Annotated in this window: 11 protein-coding genes; 1 reads left to right on the top strand and 10 read right to left on the bottom strand. The window is 44.4% G+C overall.

All coding sequences use genetic code 11. The features are described 5' to 3' along the window. Positions 1-15: 15 nt before the first annotated feature. The 3 genes from VK097_RS08495 to VK097_RS08485 are packed head-to-tail and all read right to left on the bottom strand — an operon-like array spanning position 16 to position 4,054. Complete coding sequence (locus tag VK097_RS08495; RefSeq protein ID WP_324211379.1) at positions 16-1,563, bottom strand: acyl-CoA carboxylase subunit beta; 1,548 nt, start codon at positions 1,561-1,563, stop codon at positions 16-18. Further along, positions 1,563-2,387 carry a methylmalonyl-CoA epimerase gene (gene mce, locus VK097_RS08490; RefSeq protein ID WP_324211378.1) on the bottom strand — a complete coding sequence of 275 codons (825 nt, stop codon included), beginning with the start codon at positions 2,385-2,387 and terminating at the stop codon, positions 1,563-1,565. The genes VK097_RS08495 and mce overlap by 1 nt, the downstream gene beginning before the upstream one ends. Before the next feature lie 14 nt (positions 2,388-2,401). Further along, on the bottom strand, positions 2,402-4,054 hold the full coding sequence (locus VK097_RS08485) for an acyl-CoA mutase large subunit family protein (protein ID WP_324211377.1): 1,653 nt from the start codon (positions 4,052-4,054) through the stop codon (positions 2,402-2,404). A gap of 115 nt (positions 4,055-4,169) precedes the next feature. Between VK097_RS08485 and prli42 the strand changes: the two genes are divergently transcribed. After that, positions 4,170-4,307: a stressosome-associated protein Prli42 gene (prli42, locus tag VK097_RS08480; protein ID WP_324211376.1), complete on the top strand. Its 138-nt coding sequence runs from the start codon at positions 4,170-4,172 to the stop codon at positions 4,305-4,307. A gap of 133 nt (positions 4,308-4,440) precedes the next feature. Here prli42 and VK097_RS08475 read toward each other — a convergent pair whose 3' ends face one another. From VK097_RS08475 to buk, 7 genes are all read right to left on the bottom strand, one after another. After that, complete coding sequence (locus tag VK097_RS08475; RefSeq protein ID WP_324211375.1) at positions 4,441-5,427, bottom strand: aromatic acid exporter family protein; 987 nt, start codon at positions 5,425-5,427, stop codon at positions 4,441-4,443. 98 nt (positions 5,428-5,525) lie between these two features. Next, on the bottom strand, positions 5,526-5,957 hold the full coding sequence (locus tag VK097_RS08470; protein WP_324211374.1) for a BrxA/BrxB family bacilliredoxin: 432 nt from the start codon (positions 5,955-5,957) through the stop codon (positions 5,526-5,528). A gap of 304 nt (positions 5,958-6,261) precedes the next feature. After that, entirely contained in the window at positions 6,262-7,533 is a 1,272-nt protein-coding gene (locus VK097_RS08465; RefSeq protein ID WP_324211373.1) for a dihydrolipoamide acetyltransferase family protein, read from the bottom strand. 33 nt (positions 7,534-7,566) lie between these two features. Continuing rightward, on the bottom strand, positions 7,567-8,550 hold the full coding sequence (locus VK097_RS08460) for an alpha-ketoacid dehydrogenase subunit beta (protein ID WP_324211372.1): 984 nt from the start codon (positions 8,548-8,550) through the stop codon (positions 7,567-7,569). A gap of 14 nt (positions 8,551-8,564) precedes the next feature. Next, the gene (locus VK097_RS08455; protein ID WP_324211371.1) at positions 8,565-9,557 is read right to left on the bottom strand and encodes a thiamine pyrophosphate-dependent dehydrogenase E1 component subunit alpha; all 993 of its coding nucleotides are present in this window, start codon (positions 9,555-9,557) and stop codon (positions 8,565-8,567) included. Positions 9,558-9,592: 35 nt separating this feature from the next. Then, on the bottom strand, positions 9,593-11,014 hold the full coding sequence (gene lpdA, locus VK097_RS08450) for a dihydrolipoyl dehydrogenase (RefSeq protein ID WP_324211370.1): 1,422 nt from the start codon (positions 11,012-11,014) through the stop codon (positions 9,593-9,595). Beyond that, positions 11,004-12,122: a butyrate kinase gene (gene buk, locus VK097_RS08445; RefSeq protein ID WP_324211369.1), complete on the bottom strand. Its 1,119-nt coding sequence runs from the start codon at positions 12,120-12,122 to the stop codon at positions 11,004-11,006. The genes lpdA and buk overlap by 11 nt, the downstream gene beginning before the upstream one ends. Positions 12,123-12,149 lie beyond the last annotated feature (27 nt).

Genomic DNA, 12,149 nt, shown 5'->3' with positions numbered 1-12,149 from the left:
TGCCTCCTGAATTCATTACAAAGGTATATTGCCATGTTTTTTCGCTGGTCTTTCCTCCTCTTTATGATACAGCATTTCCAGCGCCTGGATCAGTTTCGTGCGTGTTTCGCGCGGGTCAATGACATCATCAATCATACCAAGCCCTGCCGCCACATACGGGTTGGCAAATTTCTCACGGTAATTACTGATTTTTTCCTGGCGGGTCGCTTCGGGATTGTCACTTTCAGCAATTTCTTTTGCAAAAATAATATTGGCAGCACCATCCGGCCCCATGACCGCTATTTCGGCATTTGGCCAGGCGTATACGAGATCAGCACCGATAGATTTACTGTTGAGGGCAACGTAAGCCCCGCCATATGCCTTACGGGTGATGACGGTTATTTTCGGAACTGTTGCTTCGGAATATGCGTAAAGTATTTTGGCACCATGGCGGATGATTCCACCGTGTTCCTGTTTCACACCCGGGAAAAACCCGGTGACATCTTCAAAGGTAATCAGCGGGATATTGAACGAATCACAAAAACGAATAAACCGGCTTGCCTTGTCACTTGAATCTATATCAAGACCGCCGGCAAGGTGTTTGGGCTGATTGCAAACAAATCCGGCCGTCTGTCCATTGACGCGCCCGAAGCCGACGACTACATTTTTGGCGAAATCTTTATGTATTTCATAAAAACTGTCCGGATCCACCACTTGTTTGATAACCGATTTAACGTCATACGGGCGTGTAGCGTTAAACGGGACAATATCCGTTAAATCAGGACGTGTTTCATCATTTAGTTCAAACCGTTTCACTGGCGGTTTTTCTCTGGTATTGGCCGGCAAATAGGAAACAAGGTCTTTTAACGCATCAAGTGCTTCTTCTTCACTGGCCGCTTTAATATGGGCATTGCCGCTTTTGGCATTATGGACATCGGCGCCGCCCAATTCTTCGGAAGAAATTTGTTCTCCGGTTACCGTTTGAATTACTTTGGGTCCGGTAATAAACATTTGTGATGTTTTTTCGACCATAATGACAAAATCCGTAATGGCAGGTGAATAAACTGCTCCGCCCGCACTCGGTCCCATAATAACCGAGATCTGCGGTATAACACCTGAATAAATCGAATTCCGGTAGAAAACATGACCGTAACCGTCCAGTGACGAAACGCCTTCCTGAATCCGGGCACCGCCTGAATCGTTCAATCCGATAAATGGTGTACCGGTTTTGGCAGCAAGATCCATTGCAGCTGCAATTTTCTTGCCGTGCATTTCACCAAGCGCACCGCCGTAAACAGTAAAATCCTGGGCAAATAAATAGACAGCTCGCCCATTGATTTTTCCGTATCCTGTGACGACACCTTCTCCATTGGCATGTGAGTTACCCATTCCAAAATCCGTCTCACGGTGTTCGATAAACGGATTCAGTTCAACAAACGAACCATCATCAAGCAGGTAATCAATTCGCTCACGTGCCGTCAATTTTCCCTTGCCATGCTGTTTGTCAATCCGTTCATCACCGCCTCCAAGCTCGACTTGTCTGCGTTTATCATACAATTCATTAATTTTGTCAAAAATGTCCATTACTGTTCACTTCCTTTAGGGTGTTGACACAATTCAAACAGGACGCCATTTGCAGCTTTCGGATGCAGGAACGCGACTTGGCTGTCATGTGCGCCTTGTTTCGGTTTTTCGTTGATTAATGGGATCCCTTCCGATTTCATACGGTGAAGCCGTTGATCCAGCTGATCTGCCTCAAGTGCGATATGATGGATCCCTTCACCCTTTTTATCCAAAAATCGCTGAATCGGGGAGTCATGAGTCAATGGTTCAAGTAACTCAATACGGGTTTCGCCTATTTTTAGAAAAGCCGTTTTGACTCCTTCTGCTTCAACTTCCTCGACACCCTCAAGCTCCAGTCCGAGGGTATCCGTATAAAACGATAATACATGGTCAATTTGCCGAACGGCAATACCTATATGTGCGATTTTTTCCGGCGGTTCCAGTTTTTCCTCTTCCGGATGGATCAATTGATTGATATAAGCGGCTAGCGCTTCAGTAGATGAGCCGCTTGTAAATATCTTTTGAACACCCTGCTCAAGTAAATATGGTATATCTTCAGCCGGAATAACACCGCCTCCGACCACCGGAATATCAGCAGCATTCCGTTCTCTTAAAGCTTCCATGACTTTCGGAAATAGCGTTTTGTGTGCACCGGAAAGCGATGACAGTCCGATTACATCAACATCTTCCTGAATGGCAGCTTGTACTATTTGTACCGGTGACTGCCGCAGTCCAGTATAAATCACTTCCATTCCGTGATCGCGCAAGACTTGGGCAATCACTAAAGCACCCCGGTCATGCCCATCAAGTCCAGGTTTGGCAATTAATACACGTATTTTCCCCATTATATCTCCCCCCATTACATACCTGTATATTCACCGAATTCCTCACGAAGCACATTGCAAATTTCGCCGACTGTTGCGTAAACTTTTACAGCATGCAAAATATGTGGTATCAGATTGACATTTGAATCCTGCGCATGTTCACGCAGTGCTGCCAATGCATTGTCTACGGCATGCTGATTGCGTTCTTTGCGGGCTGTTTCCAATAAAGTGATTTGTTCTGCCTCAAGTGCTTCATCAACTTTTAGTAAATCCGGGTTAACTTCTTCATTAAGTTTATATTGGTTTAAGCCGACTATAATTTCTTCCTCGTTTTCGATATTTTTTTGCGTTTCATAAGCTGTCCGCTGAATCTCTCGTTGCATATACCCTTCTTCAACAGCCTTAACAGCGCCGCCGATCTCATTTATTTGATCTAAATATTTATTTACCCTGGTCTCTATTTCGTCTGTTAATGACTCAATATAATATGAACCGCCTAAAGGATCCGCTGTATCAGCCACGCCGCTTTCATTTGCAATAATTTGCTGTGTTCTGAGTGCGATGCGGGCGGATTCTTCAGTTGGAAGTGACAAAGCTTCATCCCGGGAGTTTGTGTGAAGACTTTGTGTCCCGCCTAGTACAGCAGCAAGCGCCTGTACTGTCACACGGACCACATTATTATCAGGCTGCTGTGCCGTCAAGGTTGAACCACCGGTTTGTGTATGAAAACGCAATTTCCAGCTTTTCGGGTTTTGGGCCTGATAGTGTTCTTTCATGACTTTAGCCCAGATGCGTCTGGCAGCACGGAACTTGGCAACTTCTTCAAGAAAGTTGTTATGTGCATTGAAGAAAAATGCTAGTCTTGGTGCAAAGGCATCAATGTCAAGGCCTGCTTCCAGTGCAGCATCCACATAAGCCATACCGTCTGCAAGCGTAAAGGCAACTTCCTGTACCGCTGTTGAACCAGCTTCACGAATATGGTAGCCCGAAATACTGATCGTATTAAATTTCGGAACGTTCTCGCGGCAATATTCGAATATATTGGTAATTAGCCGCATCGATGGTTTTGGCGGGAAAATATATGTACCCCGTGCAATATATTCTTTTAAAATATCATTTTGAATTGTACCCGTAAGTTTTTCGAGCGGGACACCCTGTTTTTCACCAACAGCCAGATACATGCATAAAAGTACAGATGCCGGCGCGTTAATGGTCATTGACGTGCTTACTTTATCCAGCGGAATCTTATCAAGCAATTGTTCCATATCATGTAAGGAATCAATCGCAACGCCGACTTTGCCGACTTCCCCCTCAGCCATGACATCGTCGGAATCATATCCGATTTGTGTCGGCAGATCGAAAGCGACTGACAATCCCGTCTGTCCCTGTTCAAGCAAATACCGGAAACGTTTATTCGTTTCGGCTGCCGAACCAAACCCTGCATACTGCCGCATTGTCCACAGTCTGCTGCGATACATGGTCGGCTGGATCCCGCGGGTGTACGGGTATACTCCCGGGTACCCCAATTTTTCTTCATATTCCTCATCTTTCTCAGAATGATACAACCGATCAACCTCTATATCAGATGAGGTCGTGAACGGATTCTTTCTTTCCGGGAATCTTTCCAGTGTCTTCTTAACAGACGCCTCCCAGTTTTCTTTTTTAGATTGAAATTTGTCATCATTCATAAACTTTACCCCCTGTTTTATCAATTCCGGATAATTCATCGAATAATAGTACTTGTCCAATCCCTTAATTAACGGTAAAATACAAGTCAGGATAAGGATTTAAGGAGGAATAAAATTGGCCAAAAACCAAACTAAAGTGCAAGCACCAAGAAAAAAATCTAAACGCGAACGCCGAATAAAAGTCATTATATATATTATGATTGTGGCAATGATACTTTCAACACTGACAATGGGCCTGTCAATGTTTATATAAGGTCGGTAAAACTCCCGCTGAATGTTAGTTGAACGCACCGGCTTTACGGGCAATGGATCCCCTGTTTATCATTCCGGTTTCCTTGAAATATTTGTGCTGCCAATGCGGTTCAAGACATAACAGAAGGCTGGAATTACTTATTCCGGTCTTTTTTTGTCCGCTTTTTTTCGGGAACATCACTTTTTTTAAATTTTTTCTTAAGCAGCAGATAATCTTCAATTTCATGCAGCAGACGGAATAAATTGGCCCGTGTTTCAAATTCTTCCTGTGTCTTCGGCAATTCCTTCTGGTTAAATGTTTTCCGCAACTCTTCCAATTCGTCCAAATAGAGTGTAGCCGTATTGCCCGGGTGAACATTATCACCCAATTTTTCAAAGAAACCGGCAATTTTTATCGAAATGGAGTCCTTATTCGGCAGCCTGCTTACTAATGGAAGCATTCTTTCCAGCAACTCCAGCTGTTTGTTTCGCATCTGAAAATAATCGCGATAAGGATGCTTATTCCGTAATAAATGGTTTTCTTTATCCAATAATACCAAATCCATCGCATCCTGTAATATATCCTCACAGATTTGCAGTTCTTTTCCGTCCCAATTTTCATTTTTATCATGTATGTATAAAGCGATTTCATTTAGTATGATCTGAAAATAGTACTCCAGTTCATCCTGCTTCTGTTTTAATTGCGTTTCCAGGCTCGGCATATATAAATTGACAAGTAAAGCCGTGCCGATGCCGATAATAATAATGAAGAACTGTTCCGTCAAAAAAGTGATCGAAGCATATTCAGCACTGTACAAATTCAAAATGATAACTGAACTGGTTGCAATTCCCGGCGTGACTTTAAGCCAAACGGTGACCGGTATGAAAAAAGCTAACATAATGCCAATAACAATTGGATGGTAACCGATTAACTCAAAAAAGGTAATCGAAAATAAGGCAGCTACGACGCATGCCAGAAATCGGTGCCATGCACTCAGGACAGACCGTTTTCGTGATGGCTGAATACACAAAATCGTCAGTATCCCGGCAGAAATAAAATTCGTCAGACCCAAAACCTGTGCAATAGAAATCGAGATCGGAGTCGCTATTGCCGTTTTAATCGTACGCGAGCCAATTTTCACATTTATTTCTCCTTAAGCAATGATTCAACCGGTTATTTAACAAAACGAGGCTGACCCGTTTTATGTTGAGACAGCCCCATACTATAAATTCATTCTATTTAGACTTCTTCACAATGGTCGTCGAACACTTTTTGCAGCTTGCCGACTACATCCATTGCGCTGTACCCTTCAATTTCAGAGCGTTCAAGCATTGTAACAATTTTGCCATCTTTGATGAATGCAAAAGATGGTGATGATGGCGGGTAGCCCTCAAAGTATTCTCTGGCCTTTTCGGTCGCTTCCCGGTCTTGTCCGGCAAACACTGTCACCAGATGGTCAGGCCGTTTGTCGTAATGAATGGCATTTGCTGCTGCAGGACGAGCAACACCACCAGCACAGCCGCATGTTGAATTAACCATTACCAATGTTGAGCCATCGCGTTTCATTGCTTCGTCAACAGACTCAGGTGTAGTCAATTCTTCGTAGCCTGCATCCCGTACATCTTCGCGAGCAGCGTTTACGACGTCCTCCATGAACAAGTTGAAATCCATATGTGAATACATCCCCTTTTACTTAATGTTAGGTATTACTATGATTAGCTTATCAATTTTAGAGGCAGATTTCAATTTAGAAATCTTTTGAAATGACACGGTTTGATACCCGTTTATCCCGCCTTAACGGGAAGCTGGAAATATTTCAAGGGAAACGGGAAAAATAAGCAGGGGATCAGCTGCCCGTAAGGGGCCGGACATTCAGCGGGAGATGAAGGAATCCCCCACTAAATCAAGTTTCACTGTCCCAATATCTGCCGAAAATTGAGCAACAAAGATTCCAGCGACGGGAGGTTGTCCATTTCTAATATATGTTGGTTGTGTCCCCATTGGTGTTTTCCACTATTTCTTTTACGCGTGCCAAAAACTGTCCGACAATCAGTCCATCCAGCACCCGATGATCAAGGGATAAACATAAGTTCACCATATCACGTGCAGCAAACATGTCATTTATGATAACCGGCCGTTTTACAATTGATTCCACCTGCAGTATCGCTGCCTGCGGATGGTTGATAACCCCCATGGACTGAACAGAACCAAATGACCCGGTGTTGTTGACCGTAAACGTTCCACCCTGCATATCTTCTGAAGTCAATTTTCCGGACCGTGCACGCATTGCCAGATCATGAATATCCCTGGCGATACCTTTGATGCTTTTCTCATCGGCGTTTTTAATAACCGGGACAAACAGTTCATTATCTTTTGCTACAGCGATGGATAGATTGATATCCTTATGCTGAATAATCTTATCCCCTGCCCACGTACTGTTCAACTGAGGGAATTCTTTCAGAGCCCGGGCTACTGCTTTTACAAAAAATGCAAAGAATGTCAGACTGTATCCTTCGTTTTGCTTGAACTCGTCTTTGACTTTATTACGGTAACTGACCAATTCTGTCACATCAGCTTCGACCGCCATCCATGCATGCGGTATCTCCTGAGTGGATTTAACCATATTTTGTGCGATTGCTTTCCTGACGCCGGTAACCGGAATTTCGATGTCGCCTGCTTGTGCTTGATGCTCGGCGCCGGTCGGCTGCTCTGGATGTGGAGATTTGGGCTGCAGGGCTTCTGTCTCACTTTCCGGTATAGCTGGTGTCGGTTTATCACCTGAAGCAATCATTTTTTCGATATCTTTTCGTGTAATTCGTCCGCCCCGCCCCGAACCGTTAACCTGCTGAAGGTCGATATCATTTTCCTGAGCGAGTCTCATGACAGCCGGCGAGTAACGTTTTTTCATGGAATGATCAGATGAAGCATCTTCTTCTCTCGCTGCTGAAGCATTCTGCTTTTTCTCTGTTTGGTCAGATGTTTTGGATTCATCACCGGATGTCCCTCCCTCTGCATCGATATAGCACATGAGTTCACCAACCTGAATGGTGTCTCCTTCTTGTGCTGCAAGTTCTTTAATTACACCTGAAAATGATGACGGTACTTCAGCATTGACCTTATCGGTCATGACTTCTGCAATCGGATCATATTTATTGACTTTATCTCCTGCGCCAACAAGCCAGGAACTGATTGTTCCTTCCGTGACACTTTCTCCCAGCTGCGGCATGTTGATTTTTTCTGTCGCCATTCTTTACACTCCTTTTCTCTGCCTGTTTTATCATTAAAATTCAGCAAGTTCCCGTATGGCTTTTTCAACTTTATCCGGATTCATCATAAAGTATTTTTCCATGGTCGGTGAAAATGGCATTGCCGGTATATCAGGGCCGGCGAGGCGCTGAATCGGAGAATCAAGATCAAACAGGCAGTTTTCGGCAATAATGGCAGCTACTTCCCCGATAATGCTGCCTTCCTTATTATCCTCGGTAATCAGGAGGACTTTTCCGGTTTTTTGCGCTGCTTCGATAATGGCCTCCCGGTCCAGCGGGTATACAGTGCGTAAATCAAGAATGTGCGTGTCTATACCTTCTTCTTCAAGCTTCTCGGCAGCCTGAAGCGCAAAATGGACAGACAGACCATACGTGATGACTGTCACGTCAGAACCTTCCCGTTTAACATCGGCCTTTCCAATTGGCAGAACATAATCATCTTCCGGTACATCGCTTTTCAGCAGACGATATGCCCGTTTATGCTCGAAGAACAGTACCGGATCATTATCACGGATGGAGGCTTTCAAAAGCCCCTTTACATCGTATGGTGTTGATGGCATCACAATCTTTAATCCCGGCTGATTGGCAAATATTGCTTCAACCGATTGCGAGTGATACAATGCACCATGCACACCGCCGCCATATGGAGCCCGTATTGTCATCGGCACATTCCAGTCGTTATTGGATCGGTACCGCATTTTGGCTGCTTCAGAAATGATCTGATTTACAGCCGGCATAATAAAATCCGCAAACTGCATTTCAGCAACCGGGCGCATCCCATACATTGCAGCACCAATACCGACGCCTGCAATGGCAGATTCCGCAAGCGGTGTATCCAGAACACGGTATTCGCCGAACTCATCATGCAATCCCTTGGTGGCTCCAAATACGCCGCCTTTTTTACCGACATCTTCCCCTAAAACAAAAACTTTTTCATCACGCTGCATCTCTTCACGTAAGGCAGCTGTAACTGCCTGAATATACGACATTACTGGCATGACAAGATTCCCCCCTACTCTTCATAAACATATTTAAGTGCAGACTCAGGCTCAGGATAGGCGGCATTCTCCGCATAGTCTGTCGCCTCATTAACAATCGAATCAATTTCACTGCGAATTTTCTGTTCTTGATCCTCTGTCATGGCATCGGCTTCTTTTAAATAAGCAGCAAATGAAATAATCGAATCTTTTTTCTTTGCCTCTTCCACTTCAGCACTTTCACGGTATTGACGGTCATCATCATCACTTGAATGGGCTGTGAACCGGTAGGACACTGCTTCTATCAGGCTTGGTCCTTCTCCGTTCACAGCACGTTCTCGAGCTTTTTTTACTTCTTCATATACTGCCAGTGGGTCATTGCCGTCCACTGTTACACCCGGCATTCCATAACTTTGAGCGCGATCTGACACATTTTTGCTGGCAATTTGTTTATCCAGCGGAACCGAGATCGCATACTTATTGTTTTCGACCATCGTAATGACAGGCAAATCATGAACTCCAGCAAAGTTCAGCCCTTCGTGGAAATCACCCTGATTGGATGAGCCTTCACCCAACGTGACAAATGATGCAAAATCTTTCTTCTCCATCTTGGCTGCCAGCGCAACACCTACAGCATGCGGGATCTGCGTCGTCACTGGTGAAGACTGGCTCAGGATCCGATTTTTCTTTTGACCAAAATGGCTCGGCATTTGCCTGCCGCCGGAATTGGGATCTTCCGCTTTTGCAAATGCGGAAAGCATCAATTCTTTAACTGTCATTCCGAATGCAAGCACGACGCCCATATCCCGGTAGTAAGGTGAAACATAATCCTCATTTCGGTCGAGGGCAAAAGAAGCACCTACCTGTGAAGCTTCCTGTCCCTGACATGAAATGACAAACGGTATTTTTCCGGCACGATTCAACAGCCACATCCGTTCGTCAATTTTGCGGGCCAATAGCATATGCCTGTATATGTCCAGAGCCTGTTCATCCGTTAAACCTAATGATTCATGGCGATTTTTTGCCATTTACTTTCCCTCCCCTAAATGAAAAAATTAAGATTTTATCCGTGGATTTGATTTCCCTCCACAGCCATTGCTGCTTCACCCATAACTTCAGAAAGTGTCGGATGCGGGTGAACACTGCGCGAGATTTCCCATGGTGTCGCATCAAGTACTTTGGCCAATCCTGCTTCCGATATCATATCGGTTACATGCGGCCCCGCCATATGTACACCAAGCAAATCCTCAGTTTGTTTATCGGCAATTATTTTGACAAATCCGTCTGATTCACCGTGCACTAAAGCTTTGCCAATTGCTTTGAACGGGAACTTTCCGATCTTAACATCATATCCCTGATTAGTTGCCTGCTTTTCGGTCAATCCGACACTGGCAGCCTCAGGATTGGAATAAATACATGAAGGAATTGTGTCATAATCCAGCGGAAGCGGATTTTTGTCTGCCATATGTTCAACAGCCACAATACCTTCGTGGGACGCCACGTGTGCCAGCTGCATTCTGCCTATCACATCCCCGATAGCATAGATATGTGATTCTTTCGTCTGGTAAAAATCATTTGTCTGAATGAAGCCTTTATCAACAACAATATCCGTGTTTTGAAGTCCAAGGTTTGACGTGACTGCTTCCCGGCCAACAGATACAAGCATTCTGTCAGCTAAAAATGTTTCATTGTCATTGTTGACTTCTGCTTCTATTTGTACACCTTTTTCCTTTTGCAGAGTATCAGGCAGCACTTTGGCGCTTTTTATAAACTGCACACCTTTGTTCTTAAGCTGCGTTTCAACTTCCCTGGCAATAGCTTCATCTTCTGTCGGCAAAATGTGGTCCATGTATTCGATTACAGTTACATCAACACCGAAATCCGAAAGCATCGACGCCCACTCGATACCAATAACACCGCCGCCCACGATGATTATTGAGGATGGCAGTTCACTCATGTTAAGCGCTTCGTCGGAACTCATCACAATTTCGCCATCCAGTTCAAGGTCCGGCAGTGATTTCGGCGTGGATCCGGTTGCGATCAGCACATTTTTTGGTACGAGCATCGTGTTTTCGTCACCATTGGCATATTCGATTGATATCGTACCGGGCATAGGCGAGAAAATACTCGGACCCAAAATGCGTCCTAAACCTTCATATACATCAATTTTCCCCTTTTTCATCAAACCTTCTACACCTTGCCGAAGTGTTTTGATGATACCGTTTTTTCGTTCCTGCACCTTGGCAAAATTTAAGGTAATATCTGATGTTTCCACGCCGTATTCATTTGCTTCTTTTGTTTGTTTAAAAACTTCAGCGCTCCGGAGCAGTGATTTAGAGGGAATACAGCCCCTGTTCAGGCAAGTTCCGCCAAGTTTACCTTTTTCAACGACAGCAACCTGCATGCCAAGCTGTGAGGCGCGTATTGCAGCTACATAACCGCCTGTCCCTCCTCCGAGTACAACTAGATCATATTCATTTGCCATTAACTGAATACTCCTCTCTGTTTAGATTCGAAGGGTATATTTTTGCTAGCTCTTCCTTCCTCAGCACCCGAAGCGTTCCTTCATTGAGTGACTGCAGCTCATCTTCTCCAGGATAAATAATGGTATCAGCAATCCAATCAATTCGGTCTGTTATCAATTGGATCAACATTTTCCTGTATGCCAGTCCCCCAGTCAAAACAATGGCATCAACTTTCCCTTCGAGTACAGTACTCATTGATCCGATTTCTTTAGCGATCTGATAAGCCATGGCATCATAAACATGTGCTGCATAATTGTCACCATCTGCAATCCGGCGCTCCGTCTCAATAGTGTCATTTGTGTGCAGATAGGCCATCAGACCGCCCCGTCCAACAAGCTTTTCCATAACTTCATCCAGGTAATACTTCCCCGAAAAGCACATGGATACCAAATCACCAACGGGTGTCGTACCAGCACGTTTGAGGGAAAATGGTCCGTCCCCATACAGACCATTATTCACATCAACAACTTTTCCACCTTTATGCGCGCCAATTGTTATCCCGTCGCCCATATGTGTGACAATTAAATTGGTTTCTTGGTAATTTTTCCCAAGATCATTTGCTGCTTTTCTGGCTGCAGCTTTTTGATTTAAAGCATGAAATATGCTTTTTCGGGGGATTTCAGGCACTCCTGACACCCTGGCAATTTCATGAAGCTCATCAACGACTACCGGATCTACAATAAATGAGGGGATGTTTAATCCGCCGGCTATTTCATAAGCGATGATTCCACCCAAATTCGATGCATGTTCTCCGTTATAGCCCATTTTTAAGTCTTGGAGCATTATTTCATTCACTTCATAAGTACCGCCTTCAATTGGACGCAAAAGACCCCCGCGGGCACAAACGGCATTTAATTTGGAAATATTAATCCCTTCGTAATCCAGCTGTTCCAATAAAATCCGTTTGCGGAACGCAGATTGATCGATGATCCGTTTATATTCGGAAAGGTCTTCCGCGCTGTGCTTAATACTTTTTTCAAATATGCAATGTTCGTCGTCAAACACGCCGATTTTAGTTGAGGCCAATCCCGGATTTATAGCTAAGACACGCAATGATTGCTGTACCAAGACAATTTACCCCCGTAACTTTTTCAA

Source organism: Lentibacillus sp. (assembly GCF_035301675.1).
GTDB lineage: Bacteria > Bacillota > Bacilli > Bacillales > Amphibacillaceae > Lentibacillus.
Note: the sequence above shows the minus strand (reverse complement) of the source record. Positions and strands in the feature narration are given on the sequence as shown.

Bases quoted from the DNA above. Each gene is read 5' to 3' on its own strand.
- VK097_RS08460 (WP_324211372.1), bottom strand. From the start codon at position 8,550: ATGCCAGTAATGTCGTATATTCAGGCAGTTACAGCTGCCTTACGTGAA.
- mce (WP_324211378.1), bottom strand. From the start codon at position 2,387: ATGGGGAAAATACGTGTATTAATTGCCAAACCTGGACTTGATGGGCAT.
- VK097_RS08470 (WP_324211374.1), bottom strand. From the start codon at position 5,957: ATGGATTTCAACTTGTTCATGGAGGACGTCGTAAACGCTGCTCGCGAA.
- VK097_RS08465 (WP_324211373.1), bottom strand. From the start codon at position 7,533: ATGGCGACAGAAAAAATCAACATGCCGCAGCTGGGAGAAAGTGTCACG.
- lpdA (WP_324211370.1), bottom strand. From the start codon at position 11,014: ATGGCAAATGAATATGATCTAGTTGTACTCGGAGGAGGGACAGGCGGT.
- VK097_RS08485 (WP_324211377.1), bottom strand. From the start codon at position 4,054: ATGAATGATGACAAATTTCAATCTAAAAAAGAAAACTGGGAGGCGTCT.
- VK097_RS08455 (WP_324211371.1), bottom strand. From the start codon at position 9,557: ATGGCAAAAAATCGCCATGAATCATTAGGTTTAACGGATGAACAGGCT.
- VK097_RS08495 (WP_324211379.1), bottom strand. From the start codon at position 1,563: ATGGACATTTTTGACAAAATTAATGAATTGTATGATAAACGCAGACAA.